Source organism: Gordonia malaquae NBRC 108250 (genome assembly GCF_000344135.1).
Classification (GTDB): domain Bacteria; phylum Actinomycetota; class Actinomycetes; order Mycobacteriales; family Mycobacteriaceae; genus Gordonia; species Gordonia malaquae.
Window position 1 is genome coordinate 47,022 of sequence record NZ_BAOP01000008.1, and the last position, 23,623, is coordinate 70,644.

Sequence of the window (23,623 nt, forward strand, 5' to 3'; positions counted from 1 at the left end):
AGCGGATGTAGCCGGAGGGAGCGGATGGGCGGTCGACGTCACACGCGCGGACGTTCAGCGCCGCCGACCAGCGAAATCGAGACACATTAGTCACACAATTCACACGCGTCACAGCGTGGCGCGCACAAAACCCTCGACCGGACGTGTAGAAATTTCTCAGGAACCCGCGTCATGAGTATTGCGCGGGGAGTAGACCCGGTCCCTCGAGGAGCACGCAGTGAAGATCTGGAAGACGACGACGCCGCGCAAGGCGGTGGCCGCGGTCGCGGTCGCGGCGAGCGCATCGCTCGCGTTGACGGCGGCGCCCGTCCATGCCACGCCGAACCCGGTTCCCACCACGCAGGTGACACCGAAGAAGAAGCAGCCTGCGCCGAAGTCGAGTGCCAAGCCCGCGGAGAAGGCTCCGCCCGCCAAGCCTGCGCCGCCTGCGACGGTCACGAAGGTGGCCTGGTACTCGTCGCACCGCGTGGCAGTGTGGGTGCACTCGCCGGCGATGAACACCGACATCCAGGTGCAGCTGCTCCTGGCCCGCGACTGGTTCGCCAAGCCCGACATGAAGTTCCCGCAGTTGACCATGCTCGACGGTCTGCGCGCGCAGGACGATCAGAACGGCTGGATCATCAACACCAACGTCGAGCAGTTCATGGCCGACAAGAACGTGAATGTTGTCCTCCCCGTCGGCGGCGAGTCGAGCTTCTACACCGACTGGAAAGAACCCGACCGCGGCAAGAACTACAAGTGGGAGAGCTTCCTCATCCACGAACTGCCCACGATCCTCGAGAAGGACTGGCGGTCCACGCAGGTCCGCGCGATCCAGGGCCTGTCGATGGGCGGCACCGCCGCGATGATGCTCGCCGCGCGCAACCCGGGCTTCTACAAGTTCGCCGGTTCGTTCTCGGGCATCTTGCAGATGACGTCCTACGGCATGCCCGAAGCGATCCAGTTCGCACTGCGCGACGGCGGAGGCTACGACGCCGCGAAGATGTTCGGCCCGCCGAGCGATCCCGCGTGGAAGGAGCACGACCCGTACCTGCTCGCGGACAAGCTGCGCGGCACAAGCCTGTACATCTCCTCCGGCAACGGCGTCGTCGGCCCGCACGACAAGCCGTCCGACATTCCGCTGCTCGCCACCAACTACTCCGGTGTCGGCTTGGAAGTACTCTCGCGGATGACGAGCCAGCAGTTCGCGTCGAAGCTCAACAAGCTCGGCATCAACGGTCAGGCTGTCTACCGTCCGTCCGGCACCCACACGTGGCCGTACTGGCAGTTCGAGATGGTTCAGGCCTGGCCGCAGGTTGCGGGCGCCCTCGGACTGTCCGGCGACAAGGTGGCGTGCGTCGTGGGCGACGCCTTCAAGAAGGCCCCTCAGGTCAAGGGCCTCGGCGGATGCCTCACCCCGGAGTACGCGGTTCCCGGCGGGCGCGCACAGGACTTCCGGAACGGCCGCATCTTCACCGGACCGAAGGGTCCGCGTGTGGTCGGCGGGGCGATCGGCGGGGCGTACGTCCCGGCGATGGAACGGCTCGGACTGCCGACGAGTGACGAGCTGACAGGTCGCGACGGCGTCAAGTTCAACACCTTCGAACGCGGCAAGATCACGTGGACTCCGCAGGCCGGAGCACGCGTCGAGTGACGTCGACCACGCCGTGGGCCGGGTTCTCTGAACAACGCCTGAGAACTCCCCGTGGCTTCGACACGGGAACGCGACGAGAGGCCGGAACAGATGAACTCGGCCGGTAAAGTCTCGAGCATGAGTGTGAAGTTCTTACGCGTCCTCGCCACCGTCGGCGTCCTCCTCGTCGGGGCCACCGCGTTGGCGGCGTGCAACGACTCCACGACCGCGAGCGCGCCCATCGGCACGGAGGCCGTCACGACGACGTCGATGGACGCCTCCGACTCGGCGGAGGCGGAATCTGAGGCGTCGAAGGAGGCGGAGTCGGGCGCGTCGAACGCGAGCGTCTCGGTGCCTGCGACGAGCCCCGATTCGTCGACCAAGGTGCCGAAGAACTTCCCCGGCGGCATTCCGACGCCCACCGGCGTGAAGCTCTCCGACAAGGAGAAGGCGTACCTCGCCGAACTCAAGCGGAAGAACGTCTCGTTCAAGGGCGACTCCGACAACAACATCGCCCTGACGATGGGCGCATACGTCTGCTCCCAGCGCGCGCAGAAGACCGACCCGACCATGATCAAGGCGTACATGCGCGCCGCGATCGGGCCGATGTCCAAGAGTGAAGCCGACGCCGGCGTCAGGGCCGACAAGGTGATCGCCGCGGCCGACGAACACCTCTGCTGACCGCGTGAGCGCCAACCGCAAGCCGCGGCGCAGGGTCGGCAGGCTCCTGTTGGTCGTCGCGGCCCTCGGGCTCGTCGCGATCGTCCTGATCGCCGCGCTGGTCTACCTGTGGCTCAAACCGACGCCTGCACCGCCCGGCGGCCCCACGACGCCACCGACGAGCACCACGAAGCGACCGACCACACAGCCCGCCGACTGCTCGAAGGTCTTCGCCCTCGTGATTCCCGGCACCTGGGAGTCGAAGTCGGACGACGACCCGTACAACCCGACGGCCAATAAGCGCTCGCTGATGCTCAAGGTCAGCTCCAAACTGCGTGACGAGTTCGGTGAGTCGACCGCAGACGTCTACACGCTGCCCTACAAGGCGAAGTTCCGTAACCCGGCGAACCTCGGCGATCGTCAGGCCACCTACGACGACTCCCGGGCGCAGGGCAAGCGTCGGGCAGTCGCCAAGATCAAGGCCGTCAACGAGCACTGCCCGCTGACGAAGTTCGTCCTCATGGGCTTCTCCCAGGGCGCCGTCATCGCAGGCGACGTCGCCTCCGACATCGGCAACGGTCGTGGACCGCTGTCCGCGCAGGACCAGGACCTCGTCCTCGGAGTCGGGCTGATCGCCGACGGTCGACGCCAGTCCGGAGAGCAGAACGACGTCGGGCCGAGCCCGGACGGGGTCGGGGCCGAAGTGTCGATCGGCGGACTCGGCGGACTCGTTCCCGGCACGACGATGACCGGCGCGCGCGCAGGCGGTTTCGGGACGCTCCGCGACCGGACGTATTCGATCTGTGCCAAGGGTGATCTGATCTGTGATGCCCCCACTGTGACCAACCCGGTCAAGGCGATCACGGACTTCGCGAACGCTGTGAACAATCCGGTCCACGCCATGTACGCGACGTCCAAGTACTGGAGTTACCAGGGGCAGACGGCCACCGAGTGGATGCTCGGTTGGTCGGGTGATCTGATCAGAGGAACGCGATAGCGGGCCGATCGCTCGGTGGAACGTGCCCGCAGGTTTGGGAATCGACGGTGTACCTGCGGTAATCTGCTCGGGTTGAGGCCACGGTGTACACGCCGGGGCGAGGACCCGAGCGAGGAGAGGCGTACGTGACCACACCGGACTCGTCTACGCACAACGCCGACGGACTGCGCAAGTTCCGTTTCGGCGCGGGCGGCGAAGGAAACAAAGACGAGGGCGGCGCGCGCAAGTTCGTGAAGCTCGCACAGACCGCTGAAGAGTACGGGTACGACACGTTCGCCATCCCGGACCACCTGGGAAATCAGGTCGGACCGCTCGCAGCTCTCGGCGCACTGTCGCAGGCGACGGACACGATCCGCCTTGCGACCTCCGTCCTCGCCAACGGATTCCGCCATCCAGCCATCCTCGCGAAAGAGGCGACGACCATCGACGTCCTGTCGAAGGGGCGCCTCGAGCTCGGCATCGGCTCAGGGTGGATGAAAGAGGAGTTCGACAAGGCGGGCCTCGAGTTCGGCACGCCCGCCGAGCGGATCCGCAAGCTCGACGAGTCGTTGACGATCCTCGACCGGCTCATGCGCGGCGAGACCGTCGACTTCGACGGCGAGTTCTACCAGATCAACGGCCTCCAAGGCACTCCGCGTCCCCGTCAGGGCCCACGCCCGCCGATCGCTGTCGGCGGCGGCGGACCGAAGATGCTCGCGCTCGCCGCGAAGCATGCCGACATCATCTCGGTCGCCACCGGATCGACCAAGGACGGCCGGATGCGGCTGTCCGACATGACGATCGAGAAGACTGCTGAGCGCGTCGATCGGATTCGGCAGGCGGCAGGCGACAGGTTCGACCAGATCGAGTTGAACTGGACCATTGCGACGATCGTCATCACCGATGATCGTGAGGCGACCGCGGAGATGGCGTTGCAGGCGATCGCGAGCGGCTACCCGCCCAACATCGCTGTCGACGCGGAACTGACCGTCGACGACATTCTGGCGTCCCCGTACCTCGCGTTCGGAACGTTCGAGGAGATCGCGGAACAGATCCGAGAAGTGCGTCGCCGCACGTCAATGAGTTATGTCGGGATCTTCCCGACTCAGATGGATGCTTTTGCACCCGTCATCCCTATTCTCCGAGGAGAGTAGAATCAACAAGGTTTTAGGTGCGCTGGGGGACGGTTCACGCGGTTCGCGCGTGACCGAGCACGGAACGATGGCACACGGACCGCGGTTCGACGCTGCGGACACAGGAGTTATTGGATGCTGAACACGGAACTCGAGGGCTTTTTCGACGAGAACGGCCAGATCCGTTTCCCGGACGATGCGACCCTCGTCGATTACGTCGAGCAGAACGTGCGGATGCACGCTGACACGCTGGCCTACCGCTTCATGGACTACAGCCGTGAACGCGACGGCGAGGCGATCGACCTCACCTGGGCGCAGTTCGGCAAGCGCCTGCGCGCGGTCGCGGCCCGCCTGCAGCAGGTGACGCAACCGGGTGACCGTGTCGCGATTCTGGCACCGCAGTCGCTCGAGTACGTGATCGGCTTCTTCGCCGCGCTGTACGCCAGCAATGTGGCGGTCCCGCTGTTCAGCCCTGACGAGCCGGGGCACACCGACCGCCTGCACGCGGTGCTCGGCGACTGCCGGCCGACGGCGATCCTGACGTCGACCAAGTCGGCCGAAGCGGTCCGCGACTTCTTCTCCGACCGTCCGGCGAAGGACCGTCCCCGCGTCATCGCGGTCGACGCAGTGCCCGACTCGGTCGGCTCCTCCTGGACCGCACCGGTCCTCGGCCTCAACCACGACGTGGATTCGGTCGCCTACCTGCAGTACACCTCGGGTTCCACCCGCGTCCCCGCCGGTGTCGAGATCACCTACCGCGCTGTCGCCGCGAACTGTGTGCAGATCGCGCAGTGCATCAACATCGACCGCAACTCGCGCGGTGTCACCTGGCTGCCGATGTTCCACGACATGGGCCTGGTCACGGTGATCCTGCCTGCGCTCGGCGGCAAGTACGTGACCATCATGAGCCCGCAGGCGTTCGTCCGACGCCCCGGGCGGTGGATTCGCGAACTCGCGGCTGTCGACGATCATGCCGCGACGTACGCCGCCGCGCCGAACTTCGCCTACGAGCACGCCGCCGCCCGCGGTCTGCCCGCAGAGGGCGAAGATCTCGACCTGTCGAACGTGATCGGCCTGATCAACGGCTCTGAGCCGGTCACCGTCAGCTCGATGCGCAAGTTCAACGAGGCGTTCGCTCCCTACGGACTGTCGCCGAAGGCGATCAAGCCCTGCTACGGCATGGCCGAGGCCACCCTGTTCGTGTCGGCCACTCAGCGTGACGACGCGGCGAAGATCAGCTACGTCGACCGGAACGAACTCAACGCCGGCCGATTCGTCTCGATCGACCAGAACGACCCCGAGGCAGTCGCCCAGGTGTCGTGCGGTCAGGTCGCGGTGAGCCAATGGGCCGCGATCGTCGACCCGGAGACCGGCACCGAGCAGGCGGACGGTCATGTCGGAGAGATCTGGCTGCACGGCATCAACATCGGCCAGGGCTACTGGAACAAGACCGACGAGACTGTCGAGACTTTCCACAACAAGGTCGACGTGCCTCTCGCGGAAGGCAGCCACACGGCAGGCGCCCCGGCCGACGCGCAGTGGATGCGCACCGGCGACTACGGCGTCTGGTACGGCGGCGAGCTCTACATCACGGGTCGCGTGAAGGACCTGGTGATCGTCGACGGCCGCAACCACTACCCGCAGGATCTCGAGTTCAGTGCGCAGGAGGCGAGCAACGCACTGCGTCCCGGCTTCGTCGCGGCATTCGCGGTGCCCGCGAACCAGCTGCCCGCCGAGGTGTTCGAGCAGGGCCACAGCGGCCTGACGTACGACGCCGATGATGCCTCGGAGCAGCTCGTCGTGGTCGCAGAGCGCGGCCCGGGCCGTCGCACCGACCCGCAAGAAGTGGCCGACACGGTCCGCGCCGCGATCGCCGGACGGCACGGTGTCATGGTCCGCGACCTGCTGTTGGTTCCCGCAGGATCCATCCCGCGCACGTCGAGCGGAAAGATCGCGCGCCGCGCGACCAAAGCCGCCTACATCGACGGAACGCTGCGCGGGGGATACCAGCAGACCGCGTTCCCGGACGCAGGCGAATAGCGAGAGAACTCCCGAATGCGAGCCCGGTACGACCTCGTTCAGAGGCGTACCGGGCTTGCGTGCTACCAACGATCGAACCGATCAGTAGGCTGGTGAACGATGTCTGACAACACAACACCCGAGTCCCATGACGACACCGCAGGCGAGACCGCGGGCGACATGACCGTCGAGGAACTGCAGGACTGGCTGCGCGCATGGGTCGCGCAGGCCACCGCGCAGCCCGTCGACAACATCGCCGTGGACCGGCCGATGGAGGAGTTCGGGCTGTCGTCCCGCGACGCAGTGGCGCTGGCTGCCGACGTCGAGGACCGGACGGGTGTCATCCTCACCGCCACCGTCGTCTACACGCACCCGACGATCGCGTCGCTGTCCAAGCGCGTCATCGAAGGTGATCCCGACGAAGGACTCGACGTCGACACCGACCGCTTCTGGGAGCGCGAGCGCGACAGCAACGACGACATCGCGATCGTCGGTCTCTCGACCCGGTACCCGGGTGCAGGCCACACGCCGGAGTCGACGTGGCAGGCGCTGATCGACGGGAACGACGGCATCTCCGACCTCCCCGAGGATCGGTGGACGGAGTTCAAGGCGGAGCCACGTCTCGCCGAGTTGATCGAGAAGGGCAACGTCCAGGGCGGCTACCTCGACGACATCAAGGGCTTCGACGCCGACTTCTTCCAGATGAGCCCGCGCGAGGTCGAGATGGTCGACCCGCAGCAGCGTCTTGCGCTCGAGTTGACGTGGGAGGCCCTCGAGCACGCCCACATCCCGCCGAGCGACCTGCGCGGCGGCCAGGTGGGCGTGTTCATGGGCACGTCGACGAACGACTACCAGTTGCTCGCGACGATGGGACTCGGCGAGGGCGCGAGCGAGACCGCGGCGTACGCGCTGACCGGTACCGCGACGTCGATCATCGCGAACCGCGTGTCCTACTTCTTCGACTTCCACGGCCCGTCGATCGCGCTCGACACGGCGTGTTCGTCGTCGCTGGTCGCAGTGCACGAAGCGGTTCGCAGTCTCCGCAACGGTGACTCGAACGTCGCCATCGCAGGCGGCGTCAACATGCTGATCACGCCTGCCGCGACCCTCGGCTTCGACCAGATCGGCGCGATGGCGCCCAATGGTCGAATCAAGGCCTTCTCGTCCGACGCCGACGGCATGATCCGTTCCGAGGGCGGCGGCGTGTTCGTCCTCAAGCGGATGGCCGACGCCCGTCGCGACGGCGACACGGTGCTCGCCGTCATCGCGGGCAGCGCGGTGAACTCCGACGGCCGGTCGAACGGCATCTTCGCGCCCAACCCGGAAGCCCAGGTGGAGGTGCTGCGCTCGGCGTACGCCGACGCCGCGATCGACCCGCGCACCGTCGACTACGTCGAGGCGCACGGCACCGGAACCGTGCTCGGCGACCCGATCGAAGCCGACGCCCTCGGTCGCGTCGTCGGACGTGGACGTGAGCCGCAGTCGCCGATGCTGCTGGGTTCGGCCAAGACCAACTTCGGCCACATGGAGTCGGCCGCAGGCGCCGGTGCGCTCGCCAAGGTGGTCCTGTCGCTGCAGAACGACGTGCTTCCCGCGTCGAAGAACTACGTCGGCCCGAACCCGTACATCCAGTTCGAGGCCACCAATCTCCGCGTGATCACCGAGTCGACCGCGTGGCCGCGGTACTCGGGGCACGCCGTCTCGGGCGTCTCGGGCTTCGGCTTCGGCGGAACCAATGCCCACGTCGTCGTGCGCGAGGTGCTGCCGTCCGATCTCGTCGAGGTCACTGCCCAGGCGCCCGTCGCGGAGGAGCCTGCGCCCGTCGACGACTACGACGATGACGACGACTTCCTGACCGAGGCCGAGCGCGCCGTGCTCGCCGCACAGGCGCCGAAGAAGGTCGAGACGGTACCGGTCGCCGAGGCGGATCCGGCCGAGGGTTTTGCGCCTGCCGCCGTCCCCGGGGCAGTCGTCCCGCTGGTGATCTCCGGGTTCCTCGCGTCTCGTCGCCGCAAGGCCGCCGCCGACCTCCTCGAATGGCTCGAGGCCGACGCGGGCGCGACGCCGCTCGTCGAGATCGGTCGCGCGCTCGCGCACCGCAATCACGGACGCACCCGGTCGGTCGTCATGGCCCGCACCCATGAGGACGCCGTCAAGGGTGTGCGCGCCGTCGCCGAGGGCAAGGTGCTGCCGTTCGTCTACACCTGCGACGCCCCGGACGCCGCGTCGGCCGTGTGGCTGCTGTCGGGCTTCGGTTCGCAGCATCGCAAGATGGCCAAGCAGCTGTACACCGAGAACCCGGTGTTCGCGAAGTACGCCGACCGCGTGGACGCGATCATCCAGAACGAACTCGGCTACTCGATGGTCGAGATCTTCCTGGACGACGAACAGACCTACGCGATCGAGACCGCGCAGATCGGCATCTACACGATTCAGGTGGCACTCGCCGACACCATGCGTCACTACGGCGCAGAGCCGGGCGTGCTGGTGCCGCACTCGATGGGTGAGGCGTCGGCCGCTTACATCAGCGGCGGCCTGACGCTCGAAGACGCGACCCGGGTGATCTGCCAGCGGTCGCGCCTCATGGGCGAGGGCGAGTCGATGCTGACCGGCGACGACGTCCGCTTCATGGCGCTCGTCGAGTACAGCGCCGAAGACATCAACGATGTGCTCGTCGACTTCCCCGATCTGGAGATCTGCGTGTACGCCGCGCCGACGCACACCGTCATCGGCGGCCCCGGGCCGCAGGTGGACGCGATCGTCGCCCGCGCGGAGGCCGAGGGGAAGCTCGGCCGAAAGCTGCAGACCAAGGGCGCGAGCCACACGTCGCAGATGGATCCGATCCTCGGCGAACTGTCGTACGAGCTGACCGGCATCACGCCGGCCCGCCCGACGGTCGGTTTCTACAGCTCGGTGGACCGCGAGGTGTTCTACCGCCCCGGTCACGAGCCGGTGCACACCATCGAGTACTTCCTCAAGGGACTGCGCCACAGCGTGTGGTTTGCGCAGGCGATCGCGAAGTCGGTGGAGAACGGGCATCGCACGTTCATCGAACTGTCGCCGAACCCTGCCGTCCTGATCTCCGTCGCCGCGACGACATTCGGTGCCGGTGTGCTCGACGCCGAGCTCATCGAGACCCTTCGCCGTAAGGAAGACGAAAGCTACGGCCTGGTCAACGCGCTGATGAAGCTGTACGTCCACGGTCATCCCGTCGACGTCGCAGCGCTGTTCGGCAGCGGGCAGGGCGCCAAGTTCGCGGACATCCCGCGGACCCGTTTCGAGCGGAAGCCGTACTGGCTGACCGCAGTCCTCACGAGCGGCTCCGGTGCTGGCACGATCCCCGGGTCACACGTCGGCCTGCCCGACGGTCGTCATGCGTGGGAGGTCAACGCGTCCGCGGTCACCGATCCGCGTGAACTCGTCCTCGCTGCCGCGAAGCATGTGCTCGGCTCAGACGCGAGTGTCGCCGCGGCCGAGTCGGTCGGTGCGTTCCCCGCATCGGGAACCGTGACCACGACGTTCACCGCCCATCCGGGCGGCGGCGCGATCACTGTCCACGCCGACGCCGCCGGCGGCCACGCTCTGCTGTTCTCCGCTGCCGTGACGGGGGCTGCTGTCGTGGCGCCGGCTGTCGTGGCCGCAGTTCCCGATGCCGTTGTCGCCTCCGACGACAAGGTTGTCGAGGAGCCGGAGATCGTCGACGACATCGGGGCGGGCGCCAAGTGGAGTCCGGACTCCGGCGAGACCGTCGGGGACCGGCTCGCAGTGATCGTCGGTGAGTCGATGGGCTACGACCCGGAGGATCTGCCGCGCGAGATCCCACTGATCGAGCTGGGACTGGACTCGTTGATGGCGGTCCGCATCAAGAACCGCGTCGAGTACGAGTTCGACATCCCGCAGCTCCAGCTTCAGGCCATGCGCCAGGCGAATCTCGGCGACGTCGAGAAGTTCGTCGCCTTCGCCGTGACGCACCGCGATCAGCTCGACGACCTGTCGTCCCGCACCACCGACGGCGGCGAACTCGACACCGCCGCGCTGAACGCCTACATCGATGCTGCGATGCAGGAGGAGCAGCAAGCTCCGACTCCATCGGAGCAGGTTGAGCCGGGTCCGAGCGCTAGCGAGGAACCGAGCGCCGTCCTGAGCGAGCGCAGCGAGTCGAAGGGTCGAAACCAGGTGACGGACGCGGCCAATGGGACCTCGGTGCCGGACGCGACTGAGGTGACGGACACGCCCGAGCCGACTACAGACACCGACACCCCGGCACCCGATTCCGTCGACATCCACAGCCAGGCGGCTGCGGCGGAGGCTGCGGGCACGGACGTGCCGCCGCGCGACGCCGCGGAGCGTCTCACGTTCGGTGCGTACGCGGTGGTGACGGGCAAGTCCGCGGGTGGCATCTTCAACAAGTTGCCGGTCCTCGACGAGGAGACGGCGCAGAAGCTGACCGACCGTCTCAACGAGCGGACGGGCGGAGAGGTCGACATCGAGGACGTCCTCGATTCGGAGACCATCGAGGAGCTGTCCGACTACGTCCGACAGCAGATGGACGATGCGGCCGACATCGACGGATTCGTGCGCTACCTGCAGGTGCCGTCGAAGGACGGGAAGCCGCAGCACACCTTCGACACCTCCGCGGGAGATCCGACTCCGATGTTGGTGTTCCACCCGGCGGGTGGCAACACGTCGGCGTACGAGGCGCTGGTGAAGCGTCTGCCCGACGACATGCCGGTGATCGGTTTCGACCGCGTCGAGGGCTCCATCGAGGAGCGAGTGAAGCAGTACCTTCCGAAGCTCCGCGAGATCGCGCCTCACGGTCCCTACGTGCTCGTCGGCTGGTCGTTGGGCGGCGCGCTCGCCTACGGTGCGGCGCAACTGCTCATCGAGCAGGGCGAGGAGGTGGCGTTCGTCGGTCTCATCGACGTCGTCCGTCCGCGTGAGGACGTCGCCGACACCCCGGAGAACAAGCGAGCTCGCCTGGAGCGGTGGAAGGACTTCGCGGTCCGCACGTACGGCCTGGACGAGAACATCCCGATCCCGATGGATCGCCTGATGGCTGCTGACGACAACGAGCAGTTCGCGATCATCCTCGAGATGATGTCGATGTCCGACCAGAAGATCCCGGGCGGAATCATCGAGCATCAGCGGACGTCGTTCATCGACAACCGCGTGCTCACGAACATCAACCCGTCGCGGTACGACGGCAAGGTGGTCCTGTACCGCGCCGACAAGATGCACGACGGTGCGATCGAACTCGAACCGCAGTGGGCGGTCATCGACGAGGACGGCCGCTGGGGCGAGGTCGTGGACGATCTGGAGATCCTGCACATCGGCGGCGATCATCTCGGCATCGTCGACGAACCGCATGTGGCGAAGGTCGCGGCCGATCTGGCTCGCCGTGTCGCCGACCTGAGCGCTGATAAGTAGAACTGGAGACGCCGTGACCGATACGACTGCCGCAAAGCTCGCCGACCTGCGCGCGAAGCTGGAGCTCGCGAAGGAGCCCGGTGGCGACGCCGCGATCGCCAAGCGGGCCAAGAAGGACATCCTGTCGCCCCGCAAGCGCCTGGAGCTGTTGTTCGACGAAGGAACGTTCGTCGAGGTCGGAGCGCTCGCCAAGACGCCCGGATCGTCGGAGACGGGATACGGCGACGGTGTCGTCACCGGTCACGGCCTGGTGAACGGGCGTCCGGTCGCCGCATTCAGTCACGACCAGACCGTCATGGGCGGCACTGTCGGCGAGATCTTCGGCCGCAAGGTCGCCGGACTCATGGAGTGGGCGGGCAAGCTCGGCTGCCCGATGGTCGGCATCAACGACTCGGCAGGCGCGCGCATTCAGGACGCTGTGACGTCTCTCGCGTGGTACGCGGAGATGGGACGTCGCAACGACCTGCTGTCGGGTCTGTCGCCGCAGATCTCGGTGATCCTCGGCAAGTGCGCCGGAGGTGCGGTGTACACACCGGCGAACACCGACATCCTGGTCGCGGTCGAGGACAAGAGCTACATGTTCGTCACCGGACCCGACGTCATCAAGCAGACGACGGGTGAGGAGATCTCCGCGGAGGACCTCGGCAGCGCCCACAATCAGGCGCGGTGGGGCAACATCCACCACGTCGCCGAGGACGAGAAGGCCGCTTTCGAGTGGGTGCGCGAGTACCTCGAGTACATGCCGTCGAGCACGTTCGAGCAGCCGCCGGTGATCAACCCCGGTCTCGAGCCCGAGGTCACCGAGTCGGACCTGAGCCTCAACGAGTTCATGCCCGACAACGACAACGCGGGCTACGACATGCGGGACATCATCCTGCGCCTGTTCGACGATGGTGCATTCCACGAGGTCGGTGAGCTCTTCGCTCCGAACATCCTCACCGGATTCGCGCGCGTCGACGGCCACAGCGTCGGCATCGTCGCCAACCAGCCGAGTGTCATGGCAGGCACGATCGACACGGACTCGTCGGAGAAGGCGACCCGCTTCGTCCGCATCTGCAACGCGTACAACATTCCTCTCGTGTTCCTGGTGGACACGCCCGGCATCCTCCCCGGTCTGGCGGAGGAGCAGAAGGGCACGATCCGCCGGTCGGGCAAGTTCCTGTTCGCCTACGTCGAGGCCGACGTTCCGAAGGTGACCGTGGTGCTGCGCAAGGCATACGGCGGCGCCTACGCGGTGATGGGTTCCAAGCAGCTCGGCGCCGACGTCAACTTCGCGTGGCCGACGGCCAAGATCGCGGTGATGGGCGCGGAGTCGGCGGCGGCGATCCTGACGCGTCGTCAGACCGAGGGATTGAGCGCCCACGACGCCGACAAGGTGCGGCAGGACTTCATCACGTTCTACAACGCGATGATGGCCACGCCGTACCTCGCGGCCGAACGCGGTTACGTCGACGCCGTCATCGAGCCTGCTCAGACGCGTCTGCAACTCCGCAAAGCGCTCGCGCAGCTCCGCGACAAGCAGATGATCCGCTCGCCGCGCAAGCACTTCCTGATGCCGATCTGAGGTTCTCGTGTATTTCATCGTTGTGAAGTTCAAAGTGAAGCCGGAGAGTGTGGAGGGATTTCCCTCTGCGGTGGCGGAGTTCACCGCCGCCACGCGCGCGGAACCGGGGAACCTGTGGTTCGAGTGGTCGCGCAGTCTGGACGATCCGAACGAGTTCGTCCTCGTCGAGGCGTTCACGAACGACGGTGCGGGTCCGCATGTGACGAGTACTCACTTCGCTGCCGGTCTGGAGGCGATGCGGCCGCATCTCGTCGAGACGCCGCGCATCATCTCTCGCCAGGTCGACGGTGATGGCTGGGACGCGATGGGCGAGCTGCAGATCTAGCCGACGACCTGCCCGAACGCGGCGCCGATGCCGTAGGTGACGCCCATGGCGATGGCGCCGCCGATCACCATCCGGGCTGTCGGGCGGACGGGTGAGCTCTGTCCGAGATACGCGCCCAGGGCGCCGGTGGCCGCAAGCGCGACGAGGACGGCGACGAACGTCACTGGAACTCGCCAGGTGTCAGGTGGCAGCAGGATCGCTATCAGCGGGAGCAGTGCGCCGACTGTGAACGACACGGCGGACGACACCGCCGCCTGCCACGGATTGGTCAGATCGTCGGGATCGATGCCGAGCTCCACCTGGGCGTGGGCGGCGAACGCGTCGTGTTCGGTGAGTTCTTCGGCCGCTTCGCGGGCGGTCGTCTCAGACAGTCCGCGTGCGACGAGCATCTGAGTCAGCTCGTCGAGTTCGTCTTCGGGTTGGTTGGCGAGCTCCCACCTCTCCTTTGCCAGCAGTGCGGCCTCGGTGTCCCGTTGTGTGCTGACTGAGACGTACTCGCCGAGCGCCATCGACACGGCGCCTGCTGCCAGCCCTGCGATGCCGGCGGTGAAGATCGGGCCTCGTTCGGAGGTCGCCGCGGCCACACCGATGACGATGCCCGCAGTCGACACGATTCCGTCGTTCGCGCCGAGTACTCCCGCGCGCAGCCAGTTGAGCCGGTTCGCCAGGCCGGTGGCGTGCGGTTCGTGCGGGTGCGTGGCTTCGGTCGTCATGCGTTGATCTTGTCCCCCGCAGAGGGCGGCGACAAGCAATGCGAGGCTATGCGAACTGGTCGATGGAGAGTTTCACGGCCATGACCACGACGACGGCTAGAAGCGCGTATCGAACGATCGCGGTTCCGCGTCCGAGGACGAGCCGGGAGCCGAGGACCGAACCCGCGACGTTGGCGAGCGCCAGGATCGCCCCGAGCAGCCACATCACATGGCCTTGGGAAGCGAAGACGATGAGCGCGCCCACGTTGGTCGCGGTGTTGGCGACTTTGGCCATGGCTGCGCTCTGCAGGAAGCTCTGATGGAGCAGGGCGGTGAGGGTGATGATCAGGAACATCCCGGTGCCGGGGCCGAACACGCCGTCGTAGAAGCCGATCACGCCGAGCATCCCGAGTGCGATCGCGAAGCGGGTGCGAGAGACCGGTTCCGACGATTCGTGTGTCGCGCCGAACTGGGGCCGGAACGCGACGAATGCGCCGACGGTCACCATCAAGACGATGACGAACGGCCGCATCACGTCGGAGCTGACGGCGGACGCGGCGAGTGCGCCGATCACCGCGCATCCGCCTGCGATGGGGACGCTGACAGCGACCATCCGGCGGTCGACGTCCACTTTGCGCAGATACATGAACGCGGCGGTGGCCGTTCCCCAGATGGCGGCGAGCTTGTTGGTGCCGAACGCCGTCGCGGGCGGGATGGTCGGGAAGACGATCAGCATCAGTGGGATCAGGACGAGGCCGCCGCCGCCGACGACCGCGTCGATCCAGCCTGCGACGAGGGAACCGCCGATCAGGAGGGCCAGGAGCCCACCGTCGGGTAGTCCCACTGTGCCCCTCCGGTCGGTTGATCTGGTGACGTCTCACGTTACCCGGCGAAGTCGGCGTCGTGACCCTAGGATTCTGAGGTTACGGACACCTTCAACGGTCTGCCGTTGCATCCGCTCGTCGTGCATTTTGTGGTCGTCGCGGTCCCGGTCGCCGCGCTGGTGGCGATCGCGGCTGCGGTGTGGCCTGCTGCCCGCACCAAGATGGGCCCGTTGCCGTCGATCATCGCGTTCCTCGGTCTCATCGCCACGTGGGTCGCGATGTCGGCGGGTGAGGCACTGGAGGAGCAGCGATACCCCGACGGCGTGTCCGGGCCGGTCGCGACGCACACCGAAGCGGGCGACGTCGTGATCATCGGCGTCGGGTGTCTCTTCGGCGCCGCGCTGCTGATGTACCTCGTGACCCTGCCGCCGGTCGTCGAGCGACTTCCGTTGTCGGAGCCGGTCCTGAAGATCGTCGACGTCGTCGCCCGGGTTCTCTCCGTCGCCGCCGCCGTCGCCGCCCTCTACCTGGTCTACAAAGCCGGCGACTCCGGTGCCCGTTCAGTCTGGGGTGGTTGAGTCATACATCCTTCCCTGTCCGCCAGTTGTGACCAAATACGTGACACAACTGGCGGACAGAAGGTTGTCCACAGGCGCTGTGGACAACCCGCTACCGCGATCGCCGGGATCAGTGGCACAGTCCGGGCATGGGGGACATTGACGCGACATACCGACTGAACATGCTGATCCGTGAGCAGGACGGCGTTCTCACGAGGGCACAAGTTCTGGAGTGTGGTCTCGACTCGGGATTCGTGCGGCAGAAGCTCCGACGCCGGGAATGGGTTGTCGCGGTCCGCGGCGTGTACGTGACGCATACGGGGCCGTTGTCGTGGAGGCAGCGTGCTTGGGTGGCTGTGCTCGACGCTTCTCCGTCGGTTCTCAGTCACGAGTCTGCGTTGCAGGCGGTTCAAGGAGGAGGCTCACTTCCGATCCACATCTTGGTGGACGTGCATCGGAGCGTCACCAAGCGCAAGGGCGTCGTGGTCCACTATCGCGCTGACGCTGCTGCGGTGTCGATGTACAACATGCATCCGCCGCGCATACGCCTTGAAGAGGCGATCATCGATCTCGCAGCGTCGGCGAAGAGCGAAGCAGCGGTGATCGCCAGGTTGTCCGACGCCGTCCAGGCTCGATTGACGACGGCAGACCGATTGCTCGCGGCATTGGAAGCAAGGCCCCGCATCGCCCGGAGTGCGTTCCTGCGCGACGTCCTCATCGATGTGCGCGATGGCAGCCTGTCTGTGCTCGAGCACGGCTATCTGACGAGAGTCGAGCGTCCACACGGCCTACCGAAGCCGACCAGGCAGGCCGAGACGCGTTCAGGCAGGCGAGGGTTGCGCGACGTCCTGTACGAGGAGTTCGGCCTCATCGTTGAACTGGACGGCCGTACTTTTCACGACACGGCGACTGGCCACGACGCCGACCTCGAACGAGATCTCGATGCCGCGGTATGGGAGAGGCGGGAAACTCTTCGCGTCGGCTATGGCCAGGCGTTCGACCGCGCATGCACCACCGCGCAGAAGGTCGGACTTGTGTTGAATCGGCTTGGCTGGCTCGACGTTCCGCATCCCTGCCGTTCGAAGAACTGCTCCATCCGCCAGTTGTGACCACATACGTGACACAACTGGCGGACACGACTCAGTAGCCCTTCGACCGCATGGGAGCGGGGTTGTGCAGGCCGCTCACCTTCTGGGTACCGGTGACGATCTCGGCGGGTTGGGCGTCGACGAGCGGGGTGAAACGCTCGAGGCCACCCCAGTCGCGGGCCCAATTGTTGCGTTGGTACGTCGGGACCAGGGTGTACGAGAGCAGGCCCTCGGTGATGCCGAGCGGGCCGCCGTTCACGCCGTCCTGCCAGGTCTGCGTGTTCTTCCGTGTCGCCTCCGCGTCGGGCATGATCCGCCACTTGGGAAGCTCGAGGAGCCCGTTGCGGACGGCCATCGGCCGCTGGCACGGGAACACCAGGCCGGGCATCCAGTCGATGAACACCGGATCGGTGCGTCCGACGACGTCGTTCAACGTCTGCAGGGCTGGAACGCGCGGCGGCGTGAGGGCCACCCACTCGTTGACGGCGGCGCCGTCGTCGAGCACGTGGATCCGGACGAGGGACGCGCGCGGCGGCGCGTCGGCCAATGCGAACCGCAGTGTGCGCCAGTTCAACGACTTCGCGAAGGCGTCCACCGGCACCTGCGGCGCACCGACCGGTGTCACCCGGCCGTCGGCTTCGCGGCGGGCGTACTCGGCGACGACGCGTCGTCCCTCAGTGAGGACACCGTGATCGTCGAACGCGGCGATCGAGCCTGCCGCGGCGACGCTCAGCAGCGGCCGGTCATCCGGAGTCTCGCCGGCTGCGGAACCGATCTCGTACCAACCGGTCGTCAGCTCACTGACCTGCTTGGAACCGTAGCTGCCCAGCATCGGAGTGGTGAGGCCGTACGGGAGCTTCACCTTCGTCGTGGGCTTCTCCGCGACTTCCTCCGGGGCCGTATCCGACTCATCGGAAGAGGTCTCGGTTTCGTCCACGGAGTCGCCGCCCGCGGTCGGTGGCGCGGTCGCGTCCTCTTCCTCGGTGTCGTCCTTCTTCTGGTCGAGGGGATCGATGATCGCCGTCGACGGAACGCCGTCCGCGGTGAACCCGGAGTTCTCTGCGCCGAGGGCGGCAGCGGCCGACGGGGCCGGACGGCCGTTCACGGCGGCAGGCTTCAACACGGCAGCGTTCGGGTCGGACTCCACCAGGATGTCGTTCGCGAGAGCGCACTCGTCGCCGGTCAACGCGCGAGCATTCGACTTCGCCCACGACCAGCTGTCGCGCTGCACCCACGCGCCCTTCACGAACGAGCCGAGCATGAACACGACGACGAGCGCGGCGATCACCGGAATCGGAGAGAACGTGAACCGCATCAGGCCCGAGCGTTTCGCGCCGGTCCGGACGTCGTCGTCGGCGTAGTCGTCGCGGAAGTGGAACCACAGACCGACGCCCGCGACGACGAACGTCGCGGCCAGCGCGAGCCAACTCAGTTTCACGCCGGCGATCGCGATCGGCTGGTCCCACCACGGGATGCCGTAGGAGCCGACGTACCACCACATGTTGCTGCCCGCGGTGGCGACCGCGGTCACCAGCAGCACCGCGGCGGCGAAGAACGTGCGGTTGCGGCGTGACCGGAGCAAAGCGGGAGCCATCATCGCGGTGGTGCCCGCGACAAGCAGGGCGCCGATCGTCGCGTAGATGCCGAAGTGGTGCGTCCACTTGGTCGGCGTGAACGACATGAAGAACATCGTGCCGATCATGATGCCGATCAGACGCCAGAACGGAGCTCTCGCGACTCCGGCCGGGTGACGGCTCGACACCAGACGGAAGATCGCCACCACCAGCGCGAGGATCATCAGGAGGATGCCGAAGCGGCGGGGGAACGTCCCATCACCGGTGTTCAACACCAACCAGTAGTAGCGCTGCGGTTCCTGCCACCACTGCTCGGTCGGTCCCACGTCGGTCGCGACCTTATTGCCCTCCAACAGCGGGCCGAGAGCCTGCGAGTAGAAGATCATGAACAGCACGGCCGAACCGGCAGCGAGGATCGGAGCGATCATCGGCAGCAGGCCGTCGCGCTTGCGGCGCGCCACCACACCCTTGACGACGGGCCGCAGACCGGCGATCAGCGCGGCGGCGGCCATCAGACCGCCCGGTGCGAGCGCCAGTGTCAGCGCGGCCGCTATCGTCGCGAACGCGTACGGCAGCAGTCTGCGGGTGGCGATCGCCCGTTCGACGCAGGCCCACGTCAGCAGGGCGCCGACGGCTTCGGCAGGCTCCGGGCGGATGCCGTTGTTGTACGGCATCCAGATCGCGAGGAACACCATCGCGCCCGCCCAGACGGCGGCGGAGGAGTTGCGGACCGCGCGGCCCAGACGAGGGATGCCCTCGCGGCTGATGATCCACCAGCCGAGCAGCCCCAAGAGCAGCGACGGCAGACGCAGCCACGGAGTCGCGACGCTCACGTGCGTCATCCAGGACAGCACCTGGAAGTGCCATCCGAACGGGTCCTGTGGGACGCCGAAGTACCGGAAGTAGTTGTCGGCGTATCCGGCTTCGCTGGTGATGCGGGCGACGGTGATGTTGTACCCGTCGTCGGAGGTGTTGGATCCGATCAGCCACCACAGCACCAGCACGGCGAACACGGCGACGTCCGGTCCGCGGATGGTGAACCATCCGGCGGGCAGGAACCGCTTGTGGCCGCGGCCGTCACGCGAATCGAGGACTCCGAGCGCGATCAGCGACAGCAGGGTCATCAGGATGCCGAAGACGATGCATGCGAGCTTCAGCGGTGTCGGCGAGTTGATGAAGCGGGTGTCGACGGTCGCATTCAGGTTCAGCCCGTCGCGCGACGCCGTCGACGGCAGGTCGGAGAAGACGCCGGTGATCTGCGGCCGCATGTCGGGATCGTCGGTGGTGAACGACGTCGTGTCACCAGCGGGGACACCGGAGATGCCTGCGGTGACGCCGTCTCCGCTGCCGGTGAGGGTGAATGCGCAGTCGGCGCTCGACTCGGCCAGTTTCCGGTCGGCGCTGACCAGGACCACGTCGCGGACCACCATGTCGACTGTGTCTGCGGTGGCGCGCACGAACAGGCCGCGGGCGGTCGCCTTCCGGCCCTTCGTCGGGAGCGTCGACAGCAGGACGCCTCCCTCGCGGGGCAACGACTTCGCGAGCGCGCACGGAACCGTCGCCGTCATGTCGATCGGCACGAACGACACCATCGGCGCCGTCACGTTGGTGATCGCATCGTTCTGCGGCCACTGCAGTTCGGCGGTCTTCTGGTTGATCGGGAGGATCGGCGTCAGAACCGCCATGAGGAAACCCAGGAGGCCGGCGACGACCGCGGTGATCTTCGCCAGGCGGTACCGGGAAGTCTCGGGGCGCGGGGAATCAGAGTCGGTCATTGTTGCGGCTGCTCCAGACGGATGGTTCCAGTGCGGCTCCAGCCCCACGCGGTGGCCGGTGCGGTGTGGACGCGGGCGATCGTGGCGTCAGGGCTGAGCGGGGTGAGCTTCTCGAGCGAACCCCAGTCCTGATGCCAGTCGTCCTTCAGGTAAGTCGGGACGGTCGACTGCTTGGTGGTCGATTCGACGATCGACAGCGGACCGCCTGCTTTGGCGGTCATCCATGTCCGCGACTGCGAGTTCGCGGTCACGAAGTCGGGCCTGATCCGCCACTGAGGCACCTGGCTGACACCGTGCGTGAACGTCATCGGCTGCTGGCAGGGGAACTGCGCGGCCGCCGAGAAGTCGATCAATGTCGGAGCGTCCGAGCCGACCATCTCCTGCAGCGTCACGAGCTTCGGGGCGCGCGGCGGCGTGATGCCGATGAACTGCCAGACGCCGAGGTTCGTGTCGGCGAGATGAAGGCGCATCACCGTGGCGGCAGGCGGGACGTCTGCCATCGGCACGCGGAGGTTTCGCCACGGCCTGTTCGGCATGACCGGACCCGGATCGATCGGCGTCACGTCGGCTCCGACCTGAACGAACTCGCCACCTGGTCCGGTCTTGCCGAACTGAGCGACCACCATCTGGCCCGGCCCCCGGTTGCCGTCGATGTCGAACGTCGACACCGCGCCCGCCGTCGAGAAGACGATGATCGGCGACGCGTCGCGCCTCGGGAGTTGGTACCAGCCGGTCGTCAGGTACGCGTTCGCCTGATAGCCGAAGCTGCCGAGAACGGGTGTCGACTCCGGTTTGAGGCCGAACGGCAGCGCCGCGTTCGAGCCGTTCACCGTGGTCGGGCCGAGGCCGCCGTCGGAGCCCGCGCCGAGTCCGCCGACGATGGCGAAAGGCTTCGACGTCGAGCCTCCGACGTGCATCTGCCCTGCTCGGGCGCTCGACGGATCGGGTGTCAGGTCACCAGGGATGCCGGTGGGCGTGAATCCGACAGGCTTGTCGCCGGTCAGCGCCTTCGTCGCGGACACACCGCCGACGGGGACGAGCATGCCTGCGTTCGCGTCGGGTTCGGCGAGGACCTTGTCGGCCATCGCGCATGTGCCGCCGGTCAGGGACGAGACGTTGTTGCTGAACACGGTCATCGCGGGGCTGCGGGTCACCACGGCCTTGCCGAACGCCGCAAGCGTCGCGACGACCATCAACGACGCGATCAGGAGCAGTGGAGTCGATGCGAGCGCGAGACGTCGCTTGTCGGCGGGCGAGTCGGGCTCTCCGGCGTCGTGGTGGGCCAGCCCGCGATTGGCGACGTAGTCCGAACGCAGGTGCAGCCACAGTGCGACCGCGACTGCGACGACGGCCAGGAACAGCAGCACCGACGACGCCTGGATGTCACGGAATGCGGGCGGCATGTCGAACCACACGATGCCGTAGCGGTACGCGTACGGCCAGGCGTTCTTGCCCGCCGCGGCGGCGGCCAAGGCGAACAGCAGGCCGACGGTCAGCACCGCGAGGTTGCGAGAGGAACGGGCACCCGCCTGAGCGATCGCCAGGCATGCGATCGCCGACAGCGCAGCGGCGAGTCCCGCGAAGATGCCGAATTGGATCGTCCACTTGACCGGAGTCAGGAACAACAGCAGGAGGGTGACGCCGAAGGCTCCGACGAGACGCCACGCCGGGCTGTATCTCACACCGTCGATGGTGCGGCGGCGCAGCAGCACGATCGCGGTGATGATCGCCGCGACGAACATCAACAGGACGGCGATGCGGCGGGCGAGAGCACCGTCCGGTGTGGTGACGGTGAGGAAGAAGTACCGGAGGAACTCCTGGTGCCACGGCACGATCGGCCCGGTCTGATACTTGACCTTCACCGCTTCGAGAATCGTCATGAGCGTCTGGTCGCGGAACACGACGACGGCCACCACGGTCCCGGCGGCGGCGATCGGCGCGAGCAGTGGCAGAAGCCCCACCTCACGTCGCCGATCGACGAGGATGTGCAGCAGAGGCCGGGCGGCGACCAGCAGGATCGCCACGCCGATCACGCCCTGCGGTGCGAGCGCAAGAGTGAACGCCGCGGTGGTCGCGGCGAGGGCGGCGGGCAGCAGACGACGTCGGGTGATCGCCGCCTCCGTCGCCCACCACGTGAGCAGAGAACCCAGGACGATCACGCCTTCGGTGCGCAGCCCGGAGCAGAGCGGCAGCCAGAAGGCGAGGAGGACGGCCGCGGCGGTGCCGGTGGCCCATGGGTTGGACCCTCGGGCGACACCGAGGTGGGGGAGCACAACCCGGGAAAGGACGAACCAGGTCAGCAGGCCTGCGACCAATTGAGGGAGATGCATCCACACGATGCCCGTCGACACCTGCGACCACAGGGACAAGAAGCTGTAGTACCAGTCGAACGGCGCTTCGGCGACACCGTAGAAGCGGTAGTAGTTCGACATGTAGCCCGATGCGTCGGCCGCGCGGCCCATCGTCAGGATGTATCCGTCGTCCGGGGCGGCCGCCCCGAGGAACGTCCACAGCACCAGGACGCCGGTCACGATGAGGTCTGAGACACGAGGACGCAGCAGCGACAGCCAGGAGCCGGTGCGGCGGACGAGTCCACCGACGTACCCGTGGATCCGGTCCAGGCACCACAGTGCGAACAGGGCGACGACAGTGGCCAGCACGGCGATGACCATCGCGATCACCTTGAGAGCCGACGGGCTGCTCTCATACCGGTTGTCGACGTCGATGCGCGCATGCAGGCCCTTCGCGGCGAGCTGCTCGATCTGCGCGGTGGTCAGTGTCGTGTAGAAGCCCTCGACCTGCGGGCGTTTGCTCGCCTCGAGGATCTTCGCCGGGCCGAGGCCGATGAACTGTGCGCCGGTCTGCTCCGGAGAAGCGAAGATCCGCAAGGCGGTGCACTTGCCTGCCGCGATGTCGGCGCGGGAGGCCGTAGCGGCGATGTTCGCCCGCATGAGCACGGTGATCGCGGTGTCGGACGCGGTGACCGTCAGCATCTTCTGCGATGCGCCAGGCGCTTTGGCCGGCATCGTCGCGAGAACGGTCGACCCGCCCTGCGGGAGTCCGGCGAGCGCGGCACAAGGAATCGTGACGTCGAGCGACTGCGCGGTCTGCGCGATCAGCGGGGCCACCACGGACGGATCGGCGGCGCTCAGCGTCTGGCCCTGCGGCCAGGTCACCGACGCGGTAGTCGTGGACACCGGCAGCAGCGGCGTCAGAACTGCGGCGATGACGGCCACGAGTCCGGCGATGACGGCGACGAGTCTCGCGATCCCCGCGGAGAGCGGACTCGACGCGGGCTGTTCGGACGGTTCGTCCGGACGTTCGGCTGGGGCGGATGTCGACACTGGCACGCCTGTTGACGTTAGTCGACGGTGCCGTCACCTGCCCAAACGACACT

Annotated in this window: 14 protein-coding genes; 10 read left to right on the forward strand and 4 right to left on the reverse strand. The window is 66.9% G+C overall.

The annotated features are described in order from the left end of the window. Window positions 1-217 precede the first annotated feature (217 nt). The 8 genes from GM1_RS07040 (at window position 218) to GM1_RS07075 (ending at window position 13,716) form a co-directional block, all read left to right on the forward strand. Window positions 218-1,633 carry an alpha/beta hydrolase-fold protein gene (locus GM1_RS07040; protein ID WP_008377597.1) on the forward strand — a complete coding sequence of 472 codons (1,416 nt, stop codon included), beginning with the start codon at window positions 218-220 and terminating at the stop codon, window positions 1,631-1,633. A 117-nt stretch (window positions 1,634-1,750) separates the two neighbouring features. Next, the gene (locus GM1_RS07045) at window positions 1,751-2,293 is read left to right on the forward strand and encodes a hypothetical protein (RefSeq protein ID WP_008377598.1); all 543 of its coding nucleotides are present in this window, start codon (window positions 1,751-1,753) and stop codon (window positions 2,291-2,293) included. Window positions 2,294-2,297: 4 nt separating this feature from the next. After that, window positions 2,298-3,269 carry a cutinase family protein gene (locus tag GM1_RS07050; RefSeq protein ID WP_008377599.1) on the forward strand — a complete coding sequence of 324 codons (972 nt, stop codon included), beginning with the start codon at window positions 2,298-2,300 and terminating at the stop codon, window positions 3,267-3,269. A gap of 125 nt (window positions 3,270-3,394) precedes the next feature. Beyond that, window positions 3,395-4,402, forward strand: a complete 1,008-nt coding sequence (locus tag GM1_RS07055) for an LLM class F420-dependent oxidoreductase (RefSeq protein ID WP_008377600.1) — start codon at window positions 3,395-3,397, stop codon at window positions 4,400-4,402. A gap of 114 nt (window positions 4,403-4,516) precedes the next feature. Continuing rightward, window positions 4,517-6,421, forward strand: a complete 1,905-nt coding sequence (gene fadD32, locus GM1_RS07060; RefSeq protein ID WP_008377601.1) for a long-chain-fatty-acid--AMP ligase FadD32 — start codon at window positions 4,517-4,519, stop codon at window positions 6,419-6,421. A 99-nt stretch (window positions 6,422-6,520) separates the two neighbouring features. Next, the gene (gene pks13 / locus GM1_RS07065; RefSeq protein ID WP_008377602.1) at window positions 6,521-11,827 is read left to right on the forward strand and encodes a polyketide synthase Pks13; all 5,307 of its coding nucleotides are present in this window, start codon (window positions 6,521-6,523) and stop codon (window positions 11,825-11,827) included. A 13-nt stretch (window positions 11,828-11,840) separates the two neighbouring features. Next, window positions 11,841-13,391 (forward strand): acyl-CoA carboxylase subunit beta, encoded by a 1,551-nt coding sequence (locus GM1_RS07070; RefSeq protein WP_008377603.1) that lies wholly within the window; start codon window positions 11,841-11,843, stop codon window positions 13,389-13,391. A 7-nt stretch (window positions 13,392-13,398) separates the two neighbouring features. Next, entirely contained in the window at window positions 13,399-13,716 is a 318-nt protein-coding gene (locus tag GM1_RS07075; protein ID WP_008377604.1) for a putative quinol monooxygenase, read from the forward strand. On the opposite strand, the gene GM1_RS07080 is transcribed toward GM1_RS07075, so the two are convergent. Together GM1_RS07080 and GM1_RS07085 are read right to left on the reverse strand one after the other, a co-directional pair. After that, window positions 13,713-14,429, reverse strand: a complete 717-nt coding sequence (locus tag GM1_RS07080) for a VIT1/CCC1 transporter family protein (protein ID WP_008377605.1) — start codon at window positions 14,427-14,429, stop codon at window positions 13,713-13,715. The two genes, GM1_RS07075 and GM1_RS07080, sit on opposite strands and share 4 nt — an antisense overlap. 46 nt (window positions 14,430-14,475) lie before the next feature. After that, complete coding sequence (locus GM1_RS07085; protein WP_008377606.1) at window positions 14,476-15,252, reverse strand: TSUP family transporter; 777 nt, start codon at window positions 15,250-15,252, stop codon at window positions 14,476-14,478. A 105-nt stretch (window positions 15,253-15,357) separates the two neighbouring features. Between GM1_RS07085 and GM1_RS07090 the strand changes: the two genes are divergently transcribed. Then, a complete protein-coding gene (locus GM1_RS07090; protein ID WP_008377607.1) occupies window positions 15,358-15,810 on the forward strand; it encodes a DUF2231 domain-containing protein in 453 nt (150 codons plus the stop codon). Between the two features lie 128 nt (window positions 15,811-15,938). Continuing rightward, entirely contained in the window at window positions 15,939-16,898 is a 960-nt protein-coding gene (locus GM1_RS07095; RefSeq protein ID WP_008377608.1) for a hypothetical protein, read from the forward strand. A gap of 31 nt (window positions 16,899-16,929) precedes the next feature. Here the strand turns inward: GM1_RS07095 and GM1_RS07100 are convergent, their stop codons facing one another. Next, window positions 16,930-20,226, reverse strand: a complete 3,297-nt coding sequence (locus GM1_RS07100) for an arabinosyltransferase domain-containing protein (RefSeq protein ID WP_008377609.1) — start codon at window positions 20,224-20,226, stop codon at window positions 16,930-16,932. Next, window positions 20,223-23,570: an arabinosyltransferase domain-containing protein gene (locus GM1_RS07105; protein WP_008377610.1), complete on the reverse strand. Its 3,348-nt coding sequence runs from the start codon at window positions 23,568-23,570 to the stop codon at window positions 20,223-20,225. The genes GM1_RS07100 and GM1_RS07105 overlap by 4 nt, the downstream gene beginning before the upstream one ends. Between the last annotated feature and the right edge of the window lie 53 nt (window positions 23,571-23,623).

What these genes read in the sequence shown, in the direction of transcription:
- GM1_RS07045 (WP_008377598.1), top strand. Translation starts at nt 1,751, where the DNA reads ATGAGTGTGAAGTTCTTACGCGTCCTCGCCACCGTCGGCGTCCTCCTC.
- fadD32 (WP_008377601.1), top strand. Translation starts at nt 4,517, where the DNA reads ATGCTGAACACGGAACTCGAGGGCTTTTTCGACGAGAACGGCCAGATC.
- pks13 (WP_008377602.1), top strand. Translation starts at nt 6,521, where the DNA reads ATGTCTGACAACACAACACCCGAGTCCCATGACGACACCGCAGGCGAG.
- GM1_RS07080 (WP_008377605.1), bottom strand. Translation starts at nt 14,429, where the DNA reads ATGACGACCGAAGCCACGCACCCGCACGAACCGCACGCCACCGGCCTG.
- GM1_RS07095 (WP_008377608.1), top strand. Translation starts at nt 15,939, where the DNA reads ATGGGGGACATTGACGCGACATACCGACTGAACATGCTGATCCGTGAG.
- GM1_RS07100 (WP_008377609.1), bottom strand. Translation starts at nt 20,226, where the DNA reads ATGACCGACTCTGATTCCCCGCGCCCCGAGACTTCCCGGTACCGCCTG.